Raw genomic sequence first — 22,029 nt, forward strand, 5'->3', positions numbered from 1 at the left:
TCCCGATCGGCGGTGCCGGTTCCCGATCGGCGGTGCCCGGCGAGTTTCCGGAGGCGAGGCTTTCCGGAGGGGCGGTCACGGAAAGCCGGCGACGGAGAGCCAGCGACGGAGAGCCGGTCACGGAAAGCCGGCGACGGCCGCGAGCCGATAACCGACGGCGACGACCGGAAACGCAACCGCCGTGAGCACGTGGTAGCCGACAGTCACCGGTGAGCGGGTAATCCGGCCGGGCGCCTGCAGGTCACATGGGCCGGACGCGTACTCTGTCTACCGATTCCGAGTACCACCCACCGAGGCTACGAAGAGGTGGCATGACCACGATCGCGGAGCGTGAGACTCCCTCGGCCTCGGTGCCGCTGACCGCCGCGCCGATCCCCGTCGCCGAGCTGACCGCGCGGGCGCCGCGATCGAGTCTGCGGGCCGTGGTCCGGTCCTACCTGGCGCTGACCAAGCCGCGCATCGTCGAGCTGCTGCTGATCACGACGGTCCCCGCGATGTTCCTGGCCCGCACCCGGCTCTCCCCGCTCTGGTTGACCCTGGTGGTCCTGGTCGGCGGATCGCTCGCGGCCGGCGCGGCCAACGCCCTGAACTGCTACATCGACCGCGACATCGACCAGGTCATGAAGCGCACCTCGCGCCGGCCGCTGCCGACGCACACGGTGTCGCCGCGCTCCGCCCTGGTCTTCGGGCTCACCCTCGCGGTCCTCTCGATCGCGCTGATGGCCGCGTTCACGAACGTACTGGCCACCGTGCTGACCGCGACCGCGATCGTCTACTACGACCTGATCTACACGATGTGGCTCAAGCGCCGCACCTCGCAGAACACGTTCTGGGGCGGGATCTGCGGGGCGTTGCCGGTGCTCATCGGCTGGGCCGCGGTCACCGACACCCTGCCGCTGCGCGCCTGGTTGCTGTTTGCCGTGGTGTTCTTCTGGCAGATGCCGCACTTCTACGCGCTGGCCATCAAGTTCGCCGACGATTACCGGCGTGCGGGGATCCCGATGCTGCCGGTGGTGGCCTCCATGCGCCGCGTCGGCACCGAGACGGTGGTGTTCGCCTGGCTGACCCTGCTGGCGTCGCTGGCGCTGTGGCCGCTGGGCATGACCCCGCTGTACGGGGTGACCGCGGCCGTGGTCGGCGCCCTGTTCGTCATCGAGGCGCACCGGCTGGCCGGGCGGGCCCGGCGGGGCGAACCGGTCAAGCCGATGCGCCTGTTCCACTGGTCGACGACGTACCTGACCCTGGTCTTCGTCGCGGTGGCGGTCGACGCGCTCATCCAGTAGTCAAGCGTTTCCTCGGCCTTTTCTGTCCCATTCGGTGGCTAATTGCCCCGGTTCTCTTGTCATACTGTTGCCAATTCGCAAGCCTTGTCGAAATGCCGGATTTTGTTGCCCTCATTGAGCCGAAAATGCCGGAAAAATTGGCGCAGAATTCAGTCACACTGGCCGCTACCGGCAGGTAATGACGGTCACATGAAGTGATTGTTCGCACGGCGGACAACCCGGGGATCTGCTTACGCTGCCGCCATGGCAGAAGGTTCCGATACGACGCTGACTACCGAACAGATCGCACCGGCGGGCAATCTCATCGCCGGGATCAAGTCGTTCGCCGACGGACACGGCGGGGCGAAGGCGGTCATCGAGTATGTCGGCCGGCGTGGCGCCCGGATCGTCCTCGTGGGGGAGGACGGCACCTGGGACGACCAGTTCGCCAACAGCACCGACGTGGCCCGTAGGGCGTGTGAGACGGCCGGTGTGGAAGTGGAGAACGAATGGGAGCGGGAGCTGATCGAGCAGATGCGGCCGAGTAACGACCTGTGGCGTTCCATGGGTCGCCGTACTCTCGCCCGGTGATCGAATCCATATCCAGTGCGACCCGGGGAGGATCTCCCCGGGTCGCCTTCGTTACCTGTGCCGAACTGCCCGACCTCGACCCGGACGACCGCCTGGCGATCGAGCCGCTGCTGCGTCGGGGCATCACCGTGGTGCCGGCGATCTGGGACGACAAGGCGGTCGACTGGGACGGCTTCGACCTGGCCGTGCTGCGCTCGCCGTGGGACTACTCGGGGCGCCGGGACGAGTTCCTGGCCTGGGCGCGAACCGTGGCCCGGCTGGCCAACCCGGCCGAGATCGTGCGCGCCAACACCGACAAGCGGTACCTGGGCGGGCTCGCCGAGAACGGGGTACCGGTGGTGACCACCACCTGGCTCGCTCCGGATCAGCCGTGGGAGTCCGTACCGGCGCGGGGTGAGTACGTCGTCAAGCCGGCGATCAGTGCCGGCAGCTATGAGACCGGCCGGTACGACCTGACCGACCCGGACCACCGGCGGCTGGCCGGCGAGCACGTCGCGCGACTACGCGAGGCCGGGCAGACGGTCATGATCCAGCCGTACCTGTCGGCGGTGGACCGGGACGGCGAGACCGCCCTGATCTTCTTCGGTGGGCGGTTCAGCCACGCGATCCGCAAGGGTCCCATGCTGGACGGCCCGTACCAGGGCATGGAAGGGCTGTACCGGCCCGAACAGATCGACCCGCGGGCACCGCGTCCGGAGGAGCGGGACGTCGCCGAGCGGGTACTGGCGGCCGCCGGCCGGATCACCGGTACCGCCCCGGGCGACCTGCTGTACGCGCGGGTCGACCTGATCCCGGGCCCGGACGGCGCCCCGGTGCTGGTGGAGCTGGAGCTGACCGAGCCGTCGCTGTTTCTCGCGCACGATGCCGGTGCGGCGGAACGGTTCGCCGACGCGATAGCGGCCCGGTTGGTCGGCTCGCCGGCCTGAACCGGCCGGGCTACCGGGTGGCGGCGGTGGCCGGGAGCACGGGCGCGGGTACCGGTGCCTCGCTGGCGGCCGGCAGCGGCTCACGTACCCGGCCGGCCGTCTGGGTGACCAGCGCGGCCGTCCAGACCGCGCAGGCGCCGGCCATGTGCAGGCCGACCAGCAGCGACGGCAGGTGCGTGAAGTACTGGACGAACCCGATCACGCCCTGGGCCAGCTCGATGCCGACCAGGGCCGCCCCGGCCCGGATGGTGGCCCGGGGCGCCCCGACCGCCCAGAGCGCGAAGCACCAGGCCGCGGACAGCCCGATCAGCAGCATCACCAGGTCGGCGTGCAGTTGGGCGACCATGCCCGGATCCAGGCCGGTGCGGTGGTGCACGTGCTCGTCCCCGGCGTGCGGCCCGCTGCCGGTGACCACCGTGCCGGCGGCCAGTACCACGGCGGTGACCGCGAGCAGCAGCCAGTTGAGCGCGCGTATCGGGGCGTTGACCAGGTGCCGTACCGGTCCGGCCGGCTCCCGGGTGGCGAGCCACAGCCGGTACGTGGCCACGATGATCAGCATGGAGAACAGGAAGTGGCAGGCGACCACCCACGGGTTCAGCTCGGTCCGCACGGTGAGGCCGCCGATCACCGCCTGAGCCGGAATGCTCGCCAGCACGGCGATCGACCAGCCGATCAGGCGACGGTCCCGGGTCCGGCTCAGCAGCACGAGGAGGACCGCCAGGGCGGCCAGCACACCGTCGGCGCCGCCAAGGATCCGGTTCCCGAACTCGATCATCCCGTGGTAGCCCATTGCCTGCGTCGTCACATAGGACGAATTGGTACATTTGGGCCAGGTAGGACAGCCGAGCCCGGAGCTGGTGAGCCGGACGGCGCCGCCGGTGATGACGAGCAGGATGTTGACGGCGAGCGACGCCAGCGCCACCCGCCGCAGGGCTAACGAGCTCCTGAACACGCCGTCCAGGGTAGAAGCAGGCGATCTGGCCGGTGCGGCCGGGCGGTCCGGTGGTGTGGATCACCGGAGGGGCGGTTTGCGTGCCCCCGCCGAAATACGTCACACTGGTGTTGTGAAAAACGAGGTGGAGATCAGCGGCGTCGACGGTTGCGACCGTCCGATGCCGCTTGACCGTGACACCTCGTCGCGACCGGTCGGGCTCGGCGGGTCTGACGCCGAGCGACCCGAGCCGGTCGCCCTCGCCGGCGCTGCCAGCACGGGCGGCACGGCGGCCAGCGCGGATCACCGCACCCGCGACCGGGTGATCCGGCTCCTGCTGGAGCGGGGCTCGGCCACCGCGGCCGACCTGGGGCGCGCGCTCGGGCTGAGCCCGGCGGCCATCCGCCGGCACCTCGACGCGCTGCTCGCCGACGGCGACGTGATCTTCCGTGAGCAGGCCGCCAGCCGCCAGCGCGGCCGTGGCCGCCCGGCCAAGGTCTTCCTGCTCACCGACGACGCCCGGCGGCGCCAGGGCCGGCACACCTATGACGACCTGGCCGCCGCGGCGCTGCGCTGGATAGCCGCGCAGGGTGGCGACCGGGCGGTGGGCGAATTCGCCGCCGAGCGGGTGGCCGCGCTGGAGGCCCGGTGCCGGGCCGCGATGGCCGACGCGGGCGACGATCCGCTGGCGCGGGCGGAGGCTCTCGCCTGCGCGTTAACCGCCGAGGGCTACGCTGCGTCGGCGACGGCGATCGCCTCCGGCGGGCAGCTGTGCCAGCACCACTGCCCGGTGGCGCATGTCGCCGCCGAGTTTCCGCAGTTGTGCGAGGCGGAGACCCGGGTCATATCGCAGCTCGTGGGCACGCACGTGCAGCGACTAGCAACGATCGCGCATGGTGACGGAGTGTGCACGACGCACATCCCGGATCCGCGGCGCGCCGTGATTCATAAGATCGACTCTGTGAGGACGATGTCATGACCGATCTGTCCACCCAGGAGCAGCAGCTGGCCGACCTTGGCCGGTACGGCTACGGCTGGGCCGACTCCGACGTGGCCGGCGCTGCCGCGCAGCGTGGCCTGAACGAGGCGGTAGTGCGGGACATCTCGGGGAAGAAGAGCGAGCCGGCCTGGATGCTCGACCTGCGCCTGAAGGGGCTGCGGTTGTTCGGGCGCAAGCCGATGCCGTCCTGGGGTGCCGACCTCACCGACATCGACTTCGACAACATCAAGTACTTCGTGCGGTCGACCGAGAAGCAGGCCGCCAGCTGGGACGACCTGCCCGACGACATCAAGAGCACCTATGACCGGCTGGGCATCCCGGAGGCCGAGAAGCAGCGCCTGGTCGCCGGCGTGGCCGCGCAGTACGAGTCCGAGGTCGTCTACCACAAGATCCAGGAGGATCTGGAGGCGCAGGGCGTCATCTTCGTGGACACCGACACCGGCCTGCGCGAGTACGAGGACATCTTCAAGGAGTACTTCGGCACGGTGATCCCGGTCGGCGACAACAAGTTCGCCGCGCTCAACACGTCGGTCTGGTCCGGCGGCTCGTTCATCTACGTCCCCAAGGGCGTGCACGTGGAGATCCCGCTGCAGGCGTACTTCCGGATCAACACGGAGAACATGGGCCAGTTCGAGCGGACGCTGATCATCGTCGACGAGGGCGCCTACGTGCACTACGTCGAGGGCTGCACCGCGCCTATCTACTCGTCCGACTCGCTGCACAGCGCGGTCGTCGAGATCATCGTGAAGAAGAACGCCCGCTGCCGGTACACCACGATCCAGAACTGGTCGAACAACGTCTACAACCTGGTCACCAAGCGCGCCGTCTGCCACGAGGGCGGCACGATGGAGTGGATCGACGGCAACATCGGCTCCAAGGTCACCATGAAGTACCCGGCGGTCTTCATGGTCGGTGAGCACGCCAAGGGCGAGGTGCTGTCGGTGGCGATGGCCGGTGAGGGCCAGCACCAGGACGCAGGCGCGAAGATGGTCCACGCCGCGCCGCACACCTCCTCGACGATCGTCAGCAAGTCGATCGCCCGGGCCGGTGGCCGCACCAGCTACCGCGGCCTGGTCCAGGTGCTGGAGGGCTCGCACCACAGCCGCTCGACGGTCAAGTGCGACGCGCTGCTGGTCGACACGGTCTCCCGCTCCGACACCTACCCGTACGTCGACATCCGCGAGGACGACGTGGCGATGGGGCACGAGGCGACCGTCTCCAAGGTCAGTGAGGACCAGTTGTTCTACCTGATGAGCCGCGGCCTGACCGAGGACGAGGCGATGGCGATGATCGTGCGCGGCTTCATCGAGCCGATCGCCAAGGAGCTTCCGATGGAGTACGCGCTGGAGCTCAACCGCCTGATCGAGCTGCAGATGGAGGGGGCGGTCGGCTGACCGGCCGCCGCCCGACACGATTCCCGCGAAACCACGATGGAGACTCCGAAGGACATGACTGCGCCCGCTTCACCTGTCGCGGCCCCGCCGAAGACCAAGTCCCAGGCACTGCGCTCGTTCGACGTGGCCGACTTTCCCGCGCTGACCGGGCGTGAGGAGGAGTGGCGGTTCACGCCGCTCAAGCGGTTGCGCGGGCTGGCCGACGGGGACGGCGGCGCGTCCGGCGCCGAGCCCAAGCACGAGTACGGCGAGCTGCCCACCGGCGTCTCCGTGTCCACTGTGGACAAGAGTGACAAGCGGCTGGGCAGCGTACTGACGCCGTTCGACCGGATCAGCGCACTGGCCTGGAGCAGGGCCGCACAGGCCCTGCTGGTGTCGGTGGCGCCCGGTACGGTCTCGCCGCAGGCGGCGACGGTACGGGTGGTCGGATCGGACGCGTCGAACGCCTCCTTCGGGCACACCTACGTCGAGGTCGGTGAGCTGGCCGAGGTCACCCTCGTCCTGGAGCACGTGGGCAGCACGACGCTGGCCGACAACGTCGAGGTGTCGGTGGGCCAGGGCGCCCGGCTGACCCTGGTCACCGTCGCCGACTGGGCGCCGGACGCCGTACAGGCGCAGCACCTGCGCTTCCGGCTGGGGCGCGACGCGAAGCTGGTGCACGTACAGGTGTCGCTCGGCGGCGACCTGGTGCGCCAGTACGCCAGCGTCGACTACGCCGACCGGGGCGGTGAGGCCGAGCTGTACGGGCTCTACTTCGCCGACGGCAAGCCGGCCGGCGCCGAAGACTCCGGCCACGGACAGCACTTCGAGCACCGGCTGCTGGTCGACCACTCGGTCCCGGACTGCCGCAGCAACGTGAACTACCGCGGGGCGCTGCAGGGCATCGAGGCGCACACGGTGTGGGTCGGCGACGTGCTGATCCGGGCGGAGGCCACCGGTACGGACACGTACGAGGTCAACCGGAACCTGGTGCTCAGCGACGGCGCGCGCGCCGACTCGGTACCCAACCTGGAGATCGAGACCGGTGAGGTGATCGGCGCCGGCCACGCCAGCGCGACCGGCCGGTTCGACGACGAGCAGCTGTTCTACCTCATGGCCCGGGGCATCCCGGAGACCGAGGCGCGCCGGCTGGTGGTGCGCGGCTTCTTCGCCGAACTGCTTCACAAGATCCCGGTTGAGGAGCTGCGCGAGCGGCTCTCCAACCAGATCGAAGCGCGGCTCGCGGAGGTGTCGGCGTGATCCAGGTGTGCGCTCTGGAGGACATCAAGCCCGGCACCGCGATCAGCGCCGAGATTGATGGCACTCCGGTCGCGCTCGTCCGCACCGACGACGGTGACGTGCACGCGGTCTACGACGAGTGCACGCACGCCGCGGTACCGCTGTCCGAGGGCGAGATCGAGGGCTGCACTCTCGAATGCTGGCTGCACGGGTCGCGTTTCGACCTGCGTACCGGAGCGCCGACCGGCCTGCCCGCGACCGAACCGGTGCCCGTCTATCCCGTCGAGATCCGCGACGGCTTCGTCTTCGTCTCGTTGGAACCAAGCAATGGAGTCAACCCGTGAGTGTCCTGGAAATCCGTGACCTGCAGGTGTCGGTGAAGCTGCCGGAGGGCGAGCTGAAGCCGATCCTGGCCGGCGTCGACCTGACCGTGAAGGCGGGCGAGACGCACGCCATCATGGGCCCCAACGGCTCCGGCAAGTCCACCCTGGCGTACTCCATCGCCGGGCACCCGAAGTACCAGATCACCGGCGGCAGCGTGCTGCTCGACGGCGACGACGTGCTGGCGATGACGGTCGACGAGCGGGCCCGCGCCGGGCTGTTCCTGGCCATGCAGTACCCGGTCGAGGTGCCGGGCGTGTCGGTGGCCAACTTCCTGCGCAGCGCGAAGACCGCGATCGACGGCGAGGCGCCGAAGCTGCGCACGTGGGGCAAGGAGCTCAAGGAGTCGATGGATCGGCTCGGCATGGACGCGGCCTTCGCCCAGCGCAACGTGAACGAGGGCTTCTCCGGTGGTGAGAAGAAGCGCCACGAGATCGTCCAGCTCGAACTGCTCAAGCCGAAGGTGGCCATCCTCGACGAGACCGACTCGGGGCTCGACATCGACGCGCTGCGGGTGGTCAGCGAGGGAGTCAACCGGGTACGCGAGACCGGCGACACCGGCCTGCTGCTGATCACCCACTACACCCGGATCCTGCGGTACGTGAAGCCCGACTACGTGCACGTGTTCGTCGCCGGGCGGATCGTCGAGGAGGGCGGTCCGGAACTCGCCGAGCGGCTGGAAGCCGAGGGCTACGAGCGCTTCGTCAGCGCGGCGGCCTAGGACCGGAACGGGAGCGTCATCATGGGCTTCGACATCGAGAAGATTCGCAAGGACTTCCCGATCCTGGGTCGGGAGGTCAACGGGTACCCGGTGGCGTACCTGGACAGCGCGAACACTTCCCAGAAGCCGCGCCAGGTGCTCGAAGCGCTGGAGGAGCACTACACGTGGCACAACGCCAACGTGGCTCGCTCGGTGCACACCCTGGGCACCGAGTCGACGACCGCGTACGAGGGCGCTCGGGCCAAGCTCGCGACCTTCATCGGCGCCACGTCACCCGACGAGATCGTGTTCACCAAGAACTCGACCGAGGCGATCAACCTGGTCGCCCACTCGTACGGGGCGAGGCTGCGTCCGGGCGACGAGATCGTGATCTCCGAGATGGAGCACCACTCCAACATCGTCCCGTGGCAGTTGCTGTGCGAGCGCACCGGTGCGACTCTGCGCTGGTTCGGCGTCACCGACGAGGGCCGGCTCGACCTGTCCACATTGGACGATCTGGTCAACGAGCGCACGAAGCTGGTCAGCGTCGTGCACATGTCCAACACGCTGGGCACGATCAACCCGACCGAGGACATCGTCCGGCGGGCGCGTGAGGTCGGCGCGCTGGTCATGCTCGACTGCTCCCAGTCGGTACCGCACCTGCCGGTGGACGTGGCCGCGCTGGGCGTGGACTTCATCGCGTTCACCGGGCACAAGATGCTCGGGCCGACCGGCATCGGCGTGCTGTGGGGTCGCGGCGAGATTCTGGCCGACATGCCGCCGTTCCTCGGTGGCGGTTCGATGATCGAGACCGTCACCATGGAGAAGACGACCTACATGGCGCCCCCGGCGCGGTTCGAGGCGGGTACCCCGCCGATCGCCGAAGCGGTCGGGCTGGGCGCTGCCGTGGACTACCTGACCGCGATCGGCATGCCGGCCATCGCCGAGCACGAGCGCGAGATCACCGGGTACGCCCTGGACGCTCTGTCTACTGTGGACGGACTGCGCATCTTCGGGCCGACGGTACCGGTCGGGCGTGGTGGCACGATCTCCTTTGACCTGGCCGGTGTGCACCCGCACGACGTGGGTCAGGTGCTCGACTCCCTCGGTGTCGAGGTGCGGGTGGGCCACCACTGCGCCCGGCCGACCTGTGTGCGCTTCGGCGTACCGGCGATGACCCGGGCCTCGTTCTACCTCTACACCACGAGGCAAGAGATCGACGCCCTGGTGCAGGGCCTGAACCAGGTGCGGAAGGTGTTCGCGTGATGACGGCTCCGGACCAGCTGTACCAGGAGATCATCCTGGACCACTACAAGCACCCGCACGGGCGTGGCCTGCGCGAGCCGTACCAGGCCGAGGCGCACCACGTGAACCCGACCTGCGGCGACGAGGTGACCCTCCGGGTGCGGATGCACGACGGTGTGGTGGAAGACGTGTCGTACGACGGCATGGGTTGCTCCATCAGCCAGGCGGCGGCCAGCGTGCTCTACGAGCTGGTCCACGGCCGCCCGCTGGACGACGCGATGGCGCGCCACGAGGCGTTCGTCACGCTGATGTCCGAGCGGGGTCAGGCGGAACCGGACGAAGAGCTGTTGGAGGACGCGATCGCGTTCGCGGGCGTCGCAAAGTACCCGGCCAGGGTCAAGTGCGCGCTGCTACCGTGGATGGCGTTCAAGGACGCGGCCGCACGCGCGGCCGCCAGCGGTGCCGACGAAGGAGGCGCCGTGGTCAAGCGGCCGGATTTTGACGGAACAACTGCCGCAACGGTAAGGGGCGAGGGATGACCACGGCGCTGGCCGACATCGAAGAGGCTCTGAAGGACGTCGTCGACCCGGAGCTGGGCATCAACGTGGTTGACCTCGGTCTGGTCTACGGCATCCACGTCGACGAGGAAAACGTCGCGACCGTCGACATGACGCTGACCTCAGCGGCCTGCCCGCTGACCGACGTCATCGAGGACCAGGCGCGGCAGGCGCTGTGCACGGGTCCGGGCGGTGGCCTGGTCAGCGACATCCGGATCAACTGGGTGTGGCTTCCGCCGTGGGGTCCGGACAAGATCACTGACGACGGCCGCGAGCAGTTGCGCGCGCTCGGCTTCAACGTCTGACCCCGTTCGCCTGACCCGAACCGCGGCTCCGCCCGACCGACGGTAGACCCGCCCCATCGTGCGGAAATCGGTGGCGCCGGCCGGGCACCGCTTGGCAGGCTCACCGCGTGACGGACGCGCTGCTCTCCGGGCTGCTCGCCGGGTATGGCGTGGCCATCCCGGTGGGTGCCATCGGGGTACTCATCATGGGCCTCGCCGCCCGGACCTCGCTTGCCGTCGGTGCCGGTGCGGGCCTGGGAGTGGCGACCGCCGATGGGCTCTACGCCCTGGTGGCCGTTGCCGGGGGAGCCGCCGTCAGCGGACTGATCCGACCGGTCGCCGCGCCGCTGCGCTGGACCGCTCTCGTCGTACTCGTCGGGCTGGCCGCGCGTACCGCCTGGGTCGCCTGGCGGGCCCACCGCGAGGCGGTCGGCGAGCGGCCGTCCCGGCTCGCGCTGTCGACTCCGGGCCGCGCCTACGCTGGCCTGCTCGGGCTCACCCTGCTCAACCCGGCCACCATGCTGTACTTCAGCGCGCTGGTGCTGGGCACCCGGGCCGGTGCGGCCCGGTCGTTGGGCGACGGGGCGCTGTTCGTGGCTGCCGCGTTCGCCGCCTCGGCCAGCTGGCAACTGCTCGTGGCCGCCGGAGGCTCGGTGCTGGGCAGGGCGTTGTCCGGAAACCGCGGCCGGCTCGCCACGGCGCTGGTGTCCAGCGCGGTGATGGTGGCACTGGCCGTGCGCCTCGCGGTCGCGTCCTGATCGGGTACCCGCCAAGGGACCGCCGTCGGCGAGTACTGCCATCCGGGAACCTGAACCGGGTTACCGTCGAAGGCATGCCGACCACTCCCCGCGCACTGCTGCTCGACTTCGGTGGCGTCATTGTCGAGGACACCCGCCGCGCAAGCTGGGCACGGGAACTGGCCGAGACGGTACACACGCTGCTCGCGGCGACCGACGCGCAGCCGCCGGCGGTAGCGGAGATCGAGACCGACCTGGCCGCCGGGCTGAACGCCTACGGGTACTGGGGTGACGGAGTGGCGCGCTCGTTCGCGCCGACCGAGCTGCGCCACGAGCAGCTGTGGGCGGACTTCGTCGCCGCCGACTGGGCTCCGGCCGCCCGCGAGGTCGTCCTGGCACACGCGACCACGCTGACCTACCGGCTCGGCGAGGTACGCCAGGACTGGCGGGTCCGGCCCGGCATGGTGGAGCTGCTGGCCGACGCGGCGGCACGGGGGATCCTGCTGGCGGTGGTCAGCAACACCATCTACGGCAGCGTGCACCGCGACTTCCTGGAACGGACCGGCCTGGCCGACCGGTTCGCCGTGCAGGTCTACAGCGATGAGGCCGGCGTGCGCAAACCCAATCCGGAGCTGATCCTCCGGACCACCCGGGCGCTGTCGGTCAGCCCGCACGAGGTCTGGTTCGTCGGCGACACCCGGTCCCGGGACGTCCGCTGCGGACGGCGGGCCGGCGTGGGTACCACCGTGCTGATGCGCTCCGAACGGACCCTGATCGACCCAGCCACCCCGGTCGAGCCGGACCTCGAAGTGGCCGACCCGGTGTCGCTGCACGCCCTGCTCACCGCGTCCTGACCGGCGACACCCGGTACCCTGCCTCGAATGGGCAACAGGCCGGCGGCGGGTGGCGGGCGGTGGGTCGAGGTCGACCCCGACCGGATGCCCCGCTGGCTGTCCGGTTTCGCTGAGCGCCACGGCGCCTGGGCGGTCGTGGGCGCGGACCGGGTGCTGGAGTTGCGCGCCGAGGACGGAGCGAGCGCCGAATGCCATGCGCCGCCCGGCACCCCGCACTGGGACGGCGTGGACGAGTTCCTGGCCGCGGTACCGGCGGCGGGTCCGCTGGGGCTGCTGCTGGCCCGCCGGGGCGCGGTGGCGGTCGGCGTGGCCGAGGGCGGCGAGCTGGTGTCGTCCAAGGTGGACAGCCGGTATGTGCAGGGCCGCACCGCCGCCGGTGGCTGGTCCCAGCAGCGGTTCGCCCGGCGGCGGGAGAACCAGGCCCGCGCCGCGGCCGGAGACGCGGCCGATCTCGTCGCGCGGCTGTTGCTTCCCCGGGTGGCGGAGCTGGCCGCGGTGGTGGCCGGGGGAGACCGGCGGGCGGTGGACGCGGTACTGGCCGACCCCCGGCTGGCGCCGGTGGCGGCGCTGCGCGCCGAGCGGTTCCTTGAGGTACCGGAGCCGAAGCTGGCCGTGCTGCAGGCAGCGGTACGCCAGGCCCGCTCCGTGCGCATCAGGCTGGTCGATCCCTGAGCCGTCCGGGCTGGCGCCGGACGGTCAGTACCGGGCGCCGACCGGGGCCGGAATCGAGTCGAGGTCGGCGAGGTCCGCCGCGGACAGCCGGAGGTCCGCGGCACCCGCGTTGTCGGCGAGGTACCTCGGGGTCTTGGTGCCGGGGATCGGCACGATGTACGAGCCCTGGGCGATCAGCCAGGCGAGGGCGACCTGTGCGGGGGTGGCGCCGATCCGCTCGGCGACCTCGCGCACCTTGGCCGCGATGTCGAGGTTGGCCCGCAGGTTGTCCTGCTGGAAGCGCGGCAGGCGCCTCCGCTGGTCGTTCTCCGGCAGCTCGTCGAAGGAGGCGAACCGGCCGACGAGGAACCCACGGCCCAGCGGCGAGTACGGCAGGAAACCGATGCCGTTCCGCTCGCAGTACGGCAGGACTTCGGCCTGGACGTCGCGGCTCCACAGGGAGAACTCGGACTGTACGGCGGTGACCGGGTGCACGGCCTGGGCACGCTGGATCTGCTCGACGGTGACCTCGGACAGGCCCAGGTAACGGACCTTGCCCGCCGCGACGGCCTCAGCCATGGCGCCCCAGGTCTCCTCGATCGGAACCTCGGCGTCGACGCGGTGGAGCTGGTACAGCTCGACGTGGTCGGTGCCCAGGCGGCGCAGGCTGCCGTCGATGGACGCACGGACATGCTCGGGCCGGCCATTGCTCTTGACCAGCGGGGAACCGCCGGGGCCGCCGATGGGATCGATGATCTCCCGGCCGACCTTGGTGGCGATCACCGCACGGTCGCGCTGGCCGGCCAGGGCCCGGCCGAGGAGTTCCTCGTTCGTGTAGGGACCGTAGACGTCGGCGGTGTCGATCAAGGTCATGCCCAGGTCGAGAGCCTGGTGGATGACCGAGATCGAGGTGGCCTCGTCGCGCGGGGCGCCCATGTCGTAGGCGAAGCTCATTCCCATGGCGCCCAGGCCGATGACGCCTACCTCGGGGCCGTGGGCGCCCAGGGTGGTGTTGCGCATGCTGTTTCTGCCTTCGTGTCGGGATCGGAGGGCTGCCGGGTCACAGCCCGTGGACATGTCCACCGTCGCGCGTCCGGACGCCGGGCGGCAGGCCGCACGGTGCCGGGGAGCGGTGTTCCAGGGAGCAACGCGGCCCCCCACGGCCGCCGCACCCCGGTCGCTGCGCTGGCACACTTGAACAGATGAGCTCTGACCAGCACGGCAACGACCTGGCGCGGTTCCTGCGCGCCCGGCGCACTCAGCTCACGCCCGAGCAGGTCGGCCTCCCCACCGGCCCGGGGCTCCGCCGGACCCCGGGTCTGCGCCGGGAGGAACTCGCCACCCTCGGCGGCGTCAGCATCGATTACTACACCCGCTTGGAACGCGGCAAGGAGACCCGTCCCAGCCCCGCGGTCGTCGATTCCCTCGCCCGCGCGCTGCGCCTGGAGGAGGACGAACACGAGCACCTGCGCCGGTTGGTCGCCCGGGCCGCCCAGAACGCCCCCGAGCCACCCACCGCGCCCAGCCGCACGGTGCGGCCCGGCGTCAGGCTTCTGCTGGAGAACCTGCGGCCGAGCCCCGCGTACGTCCTGAGCCGTACCCTCGACGTACTCGCCGCAAACCCCGGCGGCCTGCACCTGTACGCGGGCATCGACAGCTGGCCTGTCAGGCAGCGCAACCTCGCCCGCTACTACTTCCTCCACCCCGGCGCCCGCGACCTGTTCACCAACTGGGACAACCAGATCCGCGGGTGCGTCGCGCGCCTACGGGCACTGGCCGGCACCGCCCCCGACGCCCCCGACCTCGCTCAACTCGTCGGCGAACTCCTGCTGAAGAGCCCCGACTTCGCCCGCCTGTGGGAGCGGTACGACGTCCGCGCGCACCGGCCCGGTACCAAGCATTTCCACCACCCGAGGGTCGGTGACCTCACCCTCGGGTACCAGTCCATGCAGCTCGACGGCACCCCCGGTCAGCGCCTCGTCGTCTACCACGCCGACGAGGCAGGTCCCGACCACGACGCGATGGTGCTTCTCGACATGCTCGGTGCCCAGCACCCGTCCGCCGCCGAGGACCGCACCGGCAGCGCTCGCTGATCGGTTGTCAGAGCGCGCTTCCGAAGGTGTCGCAGGACTTCGGGTCGCCGGAGCCGTACCCGGCGCCGAACCAGTGCTCACGCTCGGCCGAGGAGCCGTGGGTGAACCGCGACTCGTCCACGCCGCCACCCATCTTCCGCTGGATCGCGTCGTCGCCCACCGCTCCGGCCGCGTTCACCGCGTCCTGGATGTCCTGCTGCGTCACCTGTTCGAAGATGGGCTGACCGGACGCGTCCCGGGTCTGGGTGGCGTGGGCCGCCCACACCCCGGCGTAGCAGTCCGCCTGGAGTTCGAGCATCACCGAGTACCCGTTGGCCTTGCCCGGATCGCGTTGCATGAGGTTGTCCACCCGGGGCAGCGTGCCGACCAGATCCTGTACGTGGTGGCCGTACTCGTGCGCCAGCACGTACGGCTGGGCGAACTGGCCCTTCGCGCCGAACTGGTTGGTCAGTTCCTGGTAGAAGGACAGGTCGATGTAGACGAGCTTGTCCCGTGGGCAGTAGAACGGACCGACGCCGGTGTCCGCCGAGCCGCAGCCGGTCTGCGTCTGCTGCTGGAAGAACACCGTCTTGACCGGCTGGTAGCCCTTGCCGAAGGACGCGGGCAGCTCGGTCTTCCAGAAGTTCTGGATCGAGTTGATGTAGAGCGTGTTGCGGCAGTCGACGTTGTTCAGCCGGTCCGGGTTGCTGGACGCGCACTCCTGCGCGAGGTCGCCGTTGTCGCCGTCGCCGCCGACGAACCGGCTGACGCCGTACCCGCCGCCGGCGAGCGCCAGGACGACGGTGACGATGAGGCCGACGATGCCGCCCCGGCCGCCGCCGATCGGAATCATGCCGCCCAGGCCACCGGAGCCCCGACGGTCCTCGACCTGACCGGTGTCGATCTGCGCGCCCTCGTTCAGCTCCATGGCGGCGCAAGTACCCGTTGATCTCATCGGGTAATCCGGGACGATCGATGCCCGGGCCGGCCTACTCTTTTGCCGGCTGCCTCCGTGCTGCCTTCTCTGCCGGCTGCTTGCCCGCCGCAATCTCTGCCGGCTGCTTGCCCGCTTCGCCGGACGGAGTCCGGACCGGAACCTCGTCGAGGTGCCCGATCACGGACTCGGCGATGTCACCGAGGACACGGATCTGCTCATCGGTGAGCCGGTCGATGAAGTGCCGCCGGACGGATTCGACGTGTGCCGGAGCGGCGGTGCGGATCGCCCGCCAGCCATCGTCGGTGAGCAGGATGACCGCGCCGCGCCCGTCGGACGGGCACTCCTCCCGGGTGACCAGTCCGCGTTGCTGCATCCGGGTCAGGTGGTGCGACAACCGGCTCTTGGACCAGCGCATGTGCGCGGACAGCTCGCTGAGACGCAGTTGGTGGCCTTCGGTCTCGGACAGGTTGGACAGCACGTCGTAGTCGGCGTCGGACAGCCCAGAGCCCTCCGCGAGATCGCGCGACACCTGCAGATCCAGCAACAGCCGCATCCGCCGGTACCCGAGCCAGGCGCGCATCTGCGCGTCGTCCAGCCACCTCGTCACGCCGCCAGCCTAGCACCCTGGTTGACATGTCAACCAGCACTGCGCTACCTTGTTGATATGTCAACAAGTCGCTTGGTCAACCTCTATCTCGGCCTGGTGCTGTTCGGCGTGAGCGTGGCGTTGATGGTCCGGGCCCGGCTTGGTCTCGATCCGTGGGACGTGCTGCACCAGGGCCTGTCCGAGCGGACCGGCATCGGGCTGGGCTGGATCGTCATCGGGGTCGGCGCGCTGGTGCTGCTGATGTGGTGGCCGCTGCACCAGCGCCCGGGTCTGGGCACGGTCAGCAACGTCATCGTGGTGGGACTGACCGCCCAGGGCGCTCTGGCGGTCCTGCCGCACCCGGGCCCGCTCGCCGTACGCTTCGCCTTCCTGCTGGTCGGCATCGTCGCCAACAGCGTGGCCACCGGCATGTATATCGGCGCCGGACTCGGGCCCGGCCCGCGGGACGGGCTGATGACCGGGCTCGCCGCCCGGGGCCACTCGATCCGCCTGATGCGCACCGCCATCGAGATCTCCGTCCTGGCCGCCGGGTGGCTGCTGGGCGGCACCGTCGGTGTGGGCACCGTGCTGTACGCGCTGTCCATCGGGCCGCTCGCCCAGTTCTTCATTCATCGCATGAACATCGCCGATCGGAAGGTGGCACTTCATGGCTGACCTGGTGTTCGGGCTGGACCTGCCCGCCGCTGTTTCCCCCGGATACGACCCGGTGGCGTCGGCCCGGCAGGCCGAGGATCTCGGTTTCGATTTCATGTCCACATCGGACCATCCGTGCGGCACCGCGCCCAGCTATGAGACGTGGACGATGCTCTCCTGGGTGGCGGCGCAAACCTCGCGGATCCGGGTTGCCACCCGGGTGCTCGGCGTGCCGTACCGGGCGCCGGCCATGGTGGCCAAGATGGCCGAGACGCTGGACCGGTTCTCCGGCGGCAGGCTGATCCTCGGTCTCGGCGGTGGCTACTCCGACGACGAGTTCCGGGCCTTCGGCCTGGGCGTGCCGACGCCGGGCGAGAAGGTGGACGGGCTGTCCGAGGCCATCCAGATCGCGCGCGGACTGTGGTCGCAGCCCCGGTTCAGCTTCGCCGGGCGGCGCTACGGGGTCCGGGAAGCCGACGTGGAACCCAAGCCGGAGCACCGGATCCCGATCTGGGTCGGCACGTACGGCAACCGTGCCCTCGCGTTGACCGGTGCGCTCGCGGACGGCTGGATCCCGTCGTACGGGTTCGCCCCTCCGGAACGGATACCGGCGATGCGGGAGCGGATCCTGGCCGCGGCGGCCGAAGCCGGGCGGCCGGCCGACGCCATCACGGGCATCTACAACGTCGGCATCCGAGTGGACGACCGCGCCGAACCGGAACCGTCCACAGTGGTCGGAGGGCCGGAGGAGGTGGCCGAGCGGCTGGCCGGTCTCGTCGGGCTGGGCTTCGCCGGGTTCAACTTCCAACCGATCGGCGCGGACCGGGACCTGCAGGCCCAACGGCTCGCGCAGGAGGTGATCCCGCTGGTGCGCGCGGCAGTCGCCTAGCGCCCGGTGGGCACCCGTCCGTCACCGGGACAGTCTGTGACACGGCGCGCTTCTGGCGGCACAACATGCCCCGGTGCCGGTCAGCGGCGCCATGTGCTTGACTCTTCCGGTGGTCGAGGTGGAAACGGCGGAAGCCGGAAACGACGCGCACGGGCGGTCCGAGTCGCCCGTCGCCGGGCTGGAGCGGCTGGTCTTCTTCTCCGATGCGGTCGTGGCCATCGCGATCACGTTGTTGGCGCTGGACCTGCACGTACCCGAGCACGTGTCGAACACCGGGTTCTGGCACGACCTCGGCCGCAACCGAGACGACTATCTCGGGTTCCTGATCAGTTTCGCGGTCATCGGCAACCACTGGCTCGCGCATCACCGGACGTGGGGACGCGTGACCCGACTCACCGGCCGGCTGCTCGTGCTGAACCTGGCGTGGCTGCTGATGATCGTGGTCACCCCGTTCGCCACCCGGGTCATCGTCGCCGACGGCGCGTTCGCGGGCCGGTTCACGCTCTACGCCGCGGTCCAGGCGCTGGCCGCGATCCTGTCGCTGCTGGCGATTCACGAGATGAACCGCCAGGACCTGCTGGGCGCCGGTACCTCGCGCGAGACGTTCGCCCGCGGCTACTACCAGACGTCGGTCGTGGCGGTGGCGTTCCTGGTATCGATTCCGCTCGCGTATGCCACCCACTGGGCGTACCTGTGCTGGGCGGCCATACCCGTCGCCGAACGGCTGGGGAACCGACTTCGCGCCCGCCGGCGCGGGGCCTGATTCACGGCGCCGGCGGGCGGGTCGCTCATCGCATCGGTGGGTGAATCGCTCACGGCGCCGGCGGGTGGGTCTGCTCGGCCGCCAGCGGCGGCTCTGGCAGCGGGTGCGCCCCCTGCGCGCGGAAACCGTCCAGCAGCAGCGCGAGGTGGCGGCGCCACAGCCGCGGGGCGAGTTTCGCGGTCATGTCCACGGTGCGCGAGATGCCCCAGACCACGAACGCCAGGTCCGCCACGGTGACGTCGGCGCGCAGCGTGCCCGCGCGCTGCGCCCGGTCGAACAGCTCGGTGATCGCGGCCAGCCCCTCGTCGCGCAGCCGCCGCGCGGCCGGGGACGTCAGGCCCCGGGTCGCCACCTCGTTGAAACCGCGGTCGGCGGCCTGTAGTTCGCAGGTACCGGTGAGGTAGTACTCGAGCCCGTCCCACGGGTCGTCGACGGCCAGCGCGTGCCTGGCGAGTTCGACCATCCTCTCCAGCCGGTCGACGAACACCGCCTCGATCAGGTCGGACCGGGTCGGGAACCGGTTGTAGAGGGTGCCGTTGCTGACACCGGCACGGCGCGCGATGTCCGCCATCGCGACGTCCAGGCCCTGTTCGGCGAACATGTCGCAGGCTGCGGCCAGCAGCAGTTCACGGTTGCGCTGGGCGTCGCTGCGCAGCGGCCGGGTCGGCTCGCTCGGCTGGGCCTGCTGAGCCGGCTCGCTCGGCTGGGCCTGCTGGGCGGGCTCGCTCGTCTCGCTCGATTGGGCTGGTTCGGTCGGTGGCGCCATGGTGCCGATTCTATGAGTTGACGATGCCGTCAAGTTCTGACTAAGTTGACGGCATCGTCATCTTCGCCAAGGAGGCACTCGCATGTCCAAGACCATTGCGGTGTTCGGAGCCGGCTCCGGGCTGGGTCGTTCGGTCGCGCGCCGGTTCGGCCAGGAGGGGTTCCGGGTCGCTCTGGTGGCCCGTACCAAGGAGAAACTCGACGCCCTGGCCGGCGAGTTGGCCGGCGACGGGGTCGAGGCGGCCGCGTTCCCGGCCGACCTCGCGGACCGCGCCGGCCTGCCCGGCCTGGTCGCGGCGATCGAGGCCCGGTTCGGGCACCTCGATGTGATGCAGTACGCGCCTGCCGGGCTCGACTGGCTGGCCCGCCAGGCCCGCGCGCGCGACGCCGACGAGGAGTCCTTCGAATTCCCGCTCGACCTGCTGCTGCGCACCCCGGTGGCGCTGGTCCGCCGGGTACTGCCGGGCATGGTCGAGCGGGGCGACGGTGCGGTGCTGTTCGGGCTCGCGGTCGCCGCCACCGTCCCGTTCCCGCAGCTCACCAACGCCGGCGTCGGCGCCGCGGCGGCCCGCGCCTACCTGCAGAACCTGCACGCCGACCTGGCCGGCACCGGGGTGTACGCCGGCCTGGTCCAGGTGGCCGGCATGGTCGGCGGCAGCGAGGCGGCCCGGTACGCCGCCGAGAACTGGGATCCGGCGAAGCTGCCGGTACCGATCGATCCCGCCGATCTCGCCGGCGCGCTTTGGGACCTGTACCTCAAGCGTGACCGGTTCGAGCAGGTCGTCGGTCCCCGGGCCGGCTGAGCGGTGGACCGGCCGGGGGCGCTTCACCCTCCGGCCGGTACTCCGGCGGACCGGCTACACTTGTCGACGTGCTGCTCTGCGAAGACTGACCGGCCCCGCACCGACCGAAGCCCTCGGCCGGTGCTGACGAGTGTCCTGGTCAGTCCGAAACCTCACGAGAGCGAGCCGATCCGATGATCTCAGCCACCGGCCTGGAACTGCGTGCCGGCGCCCGCATCCTGCTGTCCGACACGACCCTGCGCGTGCAGCCCGGCGACCGCATCGGTCTGGTCGGGCGCAACGGCGCGGGGAAGACCACCACCCTGAAGGTGCTGGCCGGAGAGGGCCTGCCCTACGCCGGTCAGATCGACCGGCGCGGCCCGATCGGATACCTGCCGCAGGATCCGCGCACCGGCGACCTGGACGTCACCGCCCGGGACCGGGTGCTGTCCGCCCGGGGTCTGGACACCATCCTGGCCGAGATGAAGAAGCTGGAGGTCCAGCTCGCCGAGGACGCCAGCGAGAAGACGATCCGGCGGTACGGCACGCTGGAGGACCAGTTCGCCGGTCTCGGCGGGTACGCGGCCGAGGCAGAGGCGGCTCGCATCTGCGCCAACCTCGGCCTGCCCGACCGGGTGCTCGGGCAGACGCTGGGTACTCTCTCCGGCGGTCAGCGCCGCCGCATCGAGCTGGCCCGGATCCTGTTCGCCGAGGCGAGCGAGGCCGGCGGCAGTGGCGGCACGCTGCTGCTCGACGAGCCGACCAACCACCTCGACGCGGACTCGATCAGCTGGCTGCGCGGCTTCCTGTCCGGGCACAAGGGTGGCCTGATCGTCATCTCGCACGACGTCAACCTGCTCGACGCGGTGGTCAACCGGGTGTGGTATCTGGACGCCAACCGGTCGGTGGTCGACGCGTACAACGTCGGCTGGAAGACGTACCTGCAGCAGCGGGAGACCGACGAGCGCCGCCGGCACCGGGAGCGGGCCAACGCGGAGAAGAAGGCCGGCGCGCTCATGGCGCAGGCGGACAAGATGCGCGCCAAGGCGACCAAGACGGTGGCCGCGCAGAACATGGCCCGGCGTGCCGCGAAGCTTCTGGACGGGCTGGAGGAGGAGCGGACCCGCGACAAGGTCGCCAAGGTGCGCTTCCCCACGCCGATCGCCTGCGGGAAGACGCCGCTGACCGCGCACGGGCTGTCCAAGTCGTACGGCTCGCTGGAGATCTTCATCGACGTCGGCCTGGCCGTGGACCGGGGTTCGCGGGTGGCCATCCTCGGGCTCAACGGTGCCGGCAAGACCACCCTGCTACGGATGCTGGGCGGCCTGCTGGAGCCGGATACCGGGGAGGTCGTGCCCGGCCACGGACTGCGGATCGGGTACTACGCCCAGGAGCACGAGACCCTGGACGTCGACCGGACGATCCTGGAGCACATGCGCTCGGCGGCTCCGGAACAGACGGACACCGAACTGCGCCGGATTCTGGGTGCGTTCCTGTTCTCCGGCGACGACGTGGACAAGCCGGCCGGCGTGCTCTCCGGTGGCGAGAAGACCCGGTTGGCGCTGGCCACCCTGGTCTGTTCGGGCGCCAACGTGCTGCTGCTGGACGAGCCGACCAACAACCTGGATCCGATCAGCCGGGAACAGGTGCTCGACGCCATCGCCCGGTACCCGGGGGCCATCGTGCTGGTGACCCACGACCCGGGCGCGGTCCAGGCACTCAAGCCGGACCGGGCGATCCTGCTGCCCGACGGCGTCGAGGATGCGTGGAGCGACGATTTGCTCGAGCTTGTGGAATTGGCCTGAGCGCAGCCGGAGCCGATTTTTGGCGGAGGCGATCACAGGCACGAC

Annotated in this window: 25 protein-coding genes; 20 read left to right on the forward strand and 5 right to left on the reverse strand. The window is 70.3% G+C overall.

Features of this window, described 5'->3' with window-relative positions; genetic code table 11:
* Nucleotides 1-311 precede the first annotated feature (311 nt).
* The 3 genes from Raf01_RS32120 (at nucleotide 312) to Raf01_RS32130 (ending at nucleotide 2,779) form a co-directional block, all read left to right on the forward strand.
* Nucleotides 312-1,283, forward strand: a complete 972-nt coding sequence (locus tag Raf01_RS32120) for a heme o synthase (RefSeq protein WP_203921826.1) — start codon at nucleotides 312-314, stop codon at nucleotides 1,281-1,283.
* A gap of 243 nt (nucleotides 1,284-1,526) precedes the next feature.
* The gene (locus Raf01_RS32125) at nucleotides 1,527-1,853 is read left to right on the forward strand and encodes a hypothetical protein (RefSeq protein ID WP_203921827.1); all 327 of its coding nucleotides are present in this window, start codon (nucleotides 1,527-1,529) and stop codon (nucleotides 1,851-1,853) included.
* Nucleotides 1,853-2,779 (forward strand): ATP-grasp domain-containing protein, encoded by a 927-nt coding sequence (locus tag Raf01_RS32130; protein ID WP_203921919.1) that lies wholly within the window; start codon nucleotides 1,853-1,855, stop codon nucleotides 2,777-2,779. The genes Raf01_RS32125 and Raf01_RS32130 overlap by 1 nt, the downstream gene beginning before the upstream one ends.
* 10 nt (nucleotides 2,780-2,789) lie before the next feature.
* Here Raf01_RS32130 and Raf01_RS32135 read toward each other — a convergent pair whose 3' ends face one another.
* Complete coding sequence (locus Raf01_RS32135; RefSeq protein WP_239134102.1) at nucleotides 2,790-3,731, reverse strand: COX15/CtaA family protein; 942 nt, start codon at nucleotides 3,729-3,731, stop codon at nucleotides 2,790-2,792.
* A gap of 160 nt (nucleotides 3,732-3,891) precedes the next feature.
* On the opposite strand from Raf01_RS32135, the gene Raf01_RS32140 reads away from it, so the two are divergent.
* The 11 genes from Raf01_RS32140 to Raf01_RS32190 all read left to right on the forward strand — a co-directional run bounded on the left by Raf01_RS32140 (nucleotide 3,892) and on the right by Raf01_RS32190 (nucleotide 12,752).
* Nucleotides 3,892-4,689, forward strand: a complete 798-nt coding sequence (locus Raf01_RS32140) for a helix-turn-helix transcriptional regulator (protein ID WP_203921921.1) — start codon at nucleotides 3,892-3,894, stop codon at nucleotides 4,687-4,689.
* Nucleotides 4,686-6,104: a Fe-S cluster assembly protein SufB gene (sufB, locus tag Raf01_RS32145; protein ID WP_203921828.1), complete on the forward strand. Its 1,419-nt coding sequence runs from the start codon at nucleotides 4,686-4,688 to the stop codon at nucleotides 6,102-6,104. Before Raf01_RS32140 ends, sufB begins: the two co-directional genes overlap by 4 nt.
* 54 nt (nucleotides 6,105-6,158) lie before the next feature.
* Complete coding sequence (gene sufD, locus Raf01_RS32150) at nucleotides 6,159-7,343, forward strand: Fe-S cluster assembly protein SufD (RefSeq protein ID WP_203921829.1); 1,185 nt, start codon at nucleotides 6,159-6,161, stop codon at nucleotides 7,341-7,343.
* Nucleotides 7,340-7,666 carry a non-heme iron oxygenase ferredoxin subunit gene (locus Raf01_RS32155; protein ID WP_203921830.1) on the forward strand — a complete coding sequence of 109 codons (327 nt, stop codon included), beginning with the start codon at nucleotides 7,340-7,342 and terminating at the stop codon, nucleotides 7,664-7,666. The genes sufD and Raf01_RS32155 overlap by 4 nt, the downstream gene beginning before the upstream one ends.
* The gene (sufC, locus tag Raf01_RS32160; RefSeq protein ID WP_203921831.1) at nucleotides 7,663-8,424 is read left to right on the forward strand and encodes a Fe-S cluster assembly ATPase SufC; all 762 of its coding nucleotides are present in this window, start codon (nucleotides 7,663-7,665) and stop codon (nucleotides 8,422-8,424) included. Before Raf01_RS32155 ends, sufC begins: the two co-directional genes overlap by 4 nt.
* Nucleotides 8,425-8,445: 21 nt before the next feature.
* Nucleotides 8,446-9,669 carry a cysteine desulfurase gene (locus tag Raf01_RS32165; protein ID WP_203921832.1) on the forward strand — a complete coding sequence of 408 codons (1,224 nt, stop codon included), beginning with the start codon at nucleotides 8,446-8,448 and terminating at the stop codon, nucleotides 9,667-9,669.
* Nucleotides 9,669-10,187: a Fe-S cluster assembly sulfur transfer protein SufU gene (gene sufU, locus Raf01_RS32170; protein WP_203921833.1), complete on the forward strand. Its 519-nt coding sequence runs from the start codon at nucleotides 9,669-9,671 to the stop codon at nucleotides 10,185-10,187. Before Raf01_RS32165 ends, sufU begins: the two co-directional genes overlap by 1 nt.
* On the forward strand, nucleotides 10,184-10,510 hold the full coding sequence (locus tag Raf01_RS32175) for a metal-sulfur cluster assembly factor (protein ID WP_203921834.1): 327 nt from the start codon (nucleotides 10,184-10,186) through the stop codon (nucleotides 10,508-10,510). Before sufU ends, Raf01_RS32175 begins: the two co-directional genes overlap by 4 nt.
* A gap of 107 nt (nucleotides 10,511-10,617) precedes the next feature.
* On the forward strand, nucleotides 10,618-11,247 hold the full coding sequence (locus Raf01_RS32180; RefSeq protein ID WP_203921835.1) for a LysE family transporter: 630 nt from the start codon (nucleotides 10,618-10,620) through the stop codon (nucleotides 11,245-11,247).
* A 74-nt stretch (nucleotides 11,248-11,321) separates the two neighbouring features.
* Nucleotides 11,322-12,080 carry an HAD family hydrolase gene (locus Raf01_RS32185; protein ID WP_203921836.1) on the forward strand — a complete coding sequence of 253 codons (759 nt, stop codon included), beginning with the start codon at nucleotides 11,322-11,324 and terminating at the stop codon, nucleotides 12,078-12,080.
* A gap of 27 nt (nucleotides 12,081-12,107) precedes the next feature.
* Nucleotides 12,108-12,752, forward strand: a complete 645-nt coding sequence (locus Raf01_RS32190) for an acVLRF1 family peptidyl-tRNA hydrolase (RefSeq protein WP_203921837.1) — start codon at nucleotides 12,108-12,110, stop codon at nucleotides 12,750-12,752.
* A 24-nt stretch (nucleotides 12,753-12,776) separates the two neighbouring features.
* Here the strand turns inward: Raf01_RS32190 and Raf01_RS32195 are convergent, their stop codons facing one another.
* Entirely contained in the window at nucleotides 12,777-13,751 is a 975-nt protein-coding gene (locus Raf01_RS32195) for an aldo/keto reductase (RefSeq protein WP_203921838.1), read from the reverse strand.
* A 182-nt stretch (nucleotides 13,752-13,933) separates the two neighbouring features.
* Here Raf01_RS32195 and Raf01_RS32200 point away from each other — a divergent pair, with 182 nt between their 5' ends.
* Nucleotides 13,934-14,824, forward strand: a complete 891-nt coding sequence (locus Raf01_RS32200; RefSeq protein WP_203921839.1) for a helix-turn-helix transcriptional regulator — start codon at nucleotides 13,934-13,936, stop codon at nucleotides 14,822-14,824.
* A gap of 7 nt (nucleotides 14,825-14,831) precedes the next feature.
* On the opposite strand, the gene ypfJ is transcribed toward Raf01_RS32200, so the two are convergent.
* Nucleotides 14,832-15,731: a KPN_02809 family neutral zinc metallopeptidase gene (gene ypfJ / locus Raf01_RS32205; RefSeq protein WP_203921840.1), complete on the reverse strand. Its 900-nt coding sequence runs from the start codon at nucleotides 15,729-15,731 to the stop codon at nucleotides 14,832-14,834.
* Nucleotides 15,732-15,792: 61 nt separating this feature from the next.
* Nucleotides 15,793-16,347 carry a MarR family winged helix-turn-helix transcriptional regulator gene (locus Raf01_RS32210; RefSeq protein ID WP_239134104.1) on the reverse strand — a complete coding sequence of 185 codons (555 nt, stop codon included), beginning with the start codon at nucleotides 16,345-16,347 and terminating at the stop codon, nucleotides 15,793-15,795.
* A gap of 57 nt (nucleotides 16,348-16,404) precedes the next feature.
* Between Raf01_RS32210 and yczE the strand changes: the two genes are divergently transcribed.
* From yczE to Raf01_RS32225, 3 genes are all read left to right on the forward strand, one after another.
* Entirely contained in the window at nucleotides 16,405-17,001 is a 597-nt protein-coding gene (yczE, locus tag Raf01_RS32215; protein WP_203921841.1) for a membrane protein YczE, read from the forward strand.
* On the forward strand, nucleotides 16,994-17,869 hold the full coding sequence (locus Raf01_RS32220) for an LLM class flavin-dependent oxidoreductase (RefSeq protein WP_203921842.1): 876 nt from the start codon (nucleotides 16,994-16,996) through the stop codon (nucleotides 17,867-17,869). The genes yczE and Raf01_RS32220 overlap by 8 nt, the downstream gene beginning before the upstream one ends.
* A gap of 109 nt (nucleotides 17,870-17,978) precedes the next feature.
* Nucleotides 17,979-18,632, forward strand: a complete 654-nt coding sequence (locus Raf01_RS32225) for a TMEM175 family protein (RefSeq protein WP_203921843.1) — start codon at nucleotides 17,979-17,981, stop codon at nucleotides 18,630-18,632.
* 49 nt (nucleotides 18,633-18,681) lie between these two features.
* On the opposite strand, the gene Raf01_RS32230 is transcribed toward Raf01_RS32225, so the two are convergent.
* Nucleotides 18,682-19,398 carry a TetR/AcrR family transcriptional regulator gene (locus Raf01_RS32230; RefSeq protein WP_203921844.1) on the reverse strand — a complete coding sequence of 239 codons (717 nt, stop codon included), beginning with the start codon at nucleotides 19,396-19,398 and terminating at the stop codon, nucleotides 18,682-18,684.
* Between the two features lie 82 nt (nucleotides 19,399-19,480).
* Between Raf01_RS32230 and Raf01_RS32235 the strand changes: the two genes are divergently transcribed.
* Both Raf01_RS32235 and Raf01_RS32240 read left to right on the forward strand, forming a co-directional pair.
* Nucleotides 19,481-20,200, forward strand: a complete 720-nt coding sequence (locus Raf01_RS32235) for an SDR family NAD(P)-dependent oxidoreductase (RefSeq protein WP_203921845.1) — start codon at nucleotides 19,481-19,483, stop codon at nucleotides 20,198-20,200.
* Nucleotides 20,201-20,373: 173 nt separating this feature from the next.
* Entirely contained in the window at nucleotides 20,374-21,984 is a 1,611-nt protein-coding gene (locus tag Raf01_RS32240; RefSeq protein WP_203921846.1) for an ABC-F family ATP-binding cassette domain-containing protein, read from the forward strand.
* Nucleotides 21,985-22,029: the final 45 nt, after the last annotated feature.

It is taken from the genome of Rugosimonospora africana, assembly GCF_016862975.1.
Taxonomy (GTDB): Bacteria; Actinomycetota; Actinomycetes; order Mycobacteriales; family Micromonosporaceae; genus Rugosimonospora; species Rugosimonospora africana.

What these genes read in the sequence shown, in the direction of transcription:
- Raf01_RS32120 (WP_203921826.1), top strand. Translation starts at nt 312, where the DNA reads ATGACCACGATCGCGGAGCGTGAGACTCCCTCGGCCTCGGTGCCGCTG.
- Raf01_RS32190 (WP_203921837.1), top strand. Translation starts at nt 12,108, where the DNA reads ATGGGCAACAGGCCGGCGGCGGGTGGCGGGCGGTGGGTCGAGGTCGAC.
- Raf01_RS32175 (WP_203921834.1), top strand. Translation starts at nt 10,184, where the DNA reads ATGACCACGGCGCTGGCCGACATCGAAGAGGCTCTGAAGGACGTCGTC.
- Raf01_RS32195 (WP_203921838.1), bottom strand. Translation starts at nt 13,751, where the DNA reads ATGCGCAACACCACCCTGGGCGCCCACGGCCCCGAGGTAGGCGTCATC.
- Raf01_RS32220 (WP_203921842.1), top strand. Translation starts at nt 16,994, where the DNA reads ATGGCTGACCTGGTGTTCGGGCTGGACCTGCCCGCCGCTGTTTCCCCC.
- Raf01_RS32185 (WP_203921836.1), top strand. Translation starts at nt 11,322, where the DNA reads ATGCCGACCACTCCCCGCGCACTGCTGCTCGACTTCGGTGGCGTCATT.
- Raf01_RS32235 (WP_203921845.1), top strand. Translation starts at nt 19,481, where the DNA reads ATGTCCAAGACCATTGCGGTGTTCGGAGCCGGCTCCGGGCTGGGTCGT.
- sufD (WP_203921829.1), top strand. Translation starts at nt 6,159, where the DNA reads ATGACTGCGCCCGCTTCACCTGTCGCGGCCCCGCCGAAGACCAAGTCC.
- Raf01_RS32140 (WP_203921921.1), top strand. Translation starts at nt 3,892, where the DNA reads ATGCCGCTTGACCGTGACACCTCGTCGCGACCGGTCGGGCTCGGCGGG.
- Raf01_RS32165 (WP_203921832.1), top strand. Translation starts at nt 8,446, where the DNA reads ATGGGCTTCGACATCGAGAAGATTCGCAAGGACTTCCCGATCCTGGGT.
- sufU (WP_203921833.1), top strand. Translation starts at nt 9,669, where the DNA reads ATGACGGCTCCGGACCAGCTGTACCAGGAGATCATCCTGGACCACTAC.
- sufB (WP_203921828.1), top strand. Translation starts at nt 4,686, where the DNA reads ATGACCGATCTGTCCACCCAGGAGCAGCAGCTGGCCGACCTTGGCCGG.
- yczE (WP_203921841.1), top strand. Translation starts at nt 16,405, where the DNA reads ATGTCAACAAGTCGCTTGGTCAACCTCTATCTCGGCCTGGTGCTGTTC.
- Raf01_RS32200 (WP_203921839.1), top strand. Translation starts at nt 13,934, where the DNA reads ATGAGCTCTGACCAGCACGGCAACGACCTGGCGCGGTTCCTGCGCGCC.
- Raf01_RS32240 (WP_203921846.1), top strand. Translation starts at nt 20,374, where the DNA reads ATGATCTCAGCCACCGGCCTGGAACTGCGTGCCGGCGCCCGCATCCTG.
- Raf01_RS32230 (WP_203921844.1), bottom strand. Translation starts at nt 19,398, where the DNA reads ATGGCGCCACCGACCGAACCAGCCCAATCGAGCGAGACGAGCGAGCCC.
- Raf01_RS32125 (WP_203921827.1), top strand. Translation starts at nt 1,527, where the DNA reads ATGGCAGAAGGTTCCGATACGACGCTGACTACCGAACAGATCGCACCG.
- ypfJ (WP_203921840.1), bottom strand. Translation starts at nt 15,731, where the DNA reads ATGGAGCTGAACGAGGGCGCGCAGATCGACACCGGTCAGGTCGAGGAC.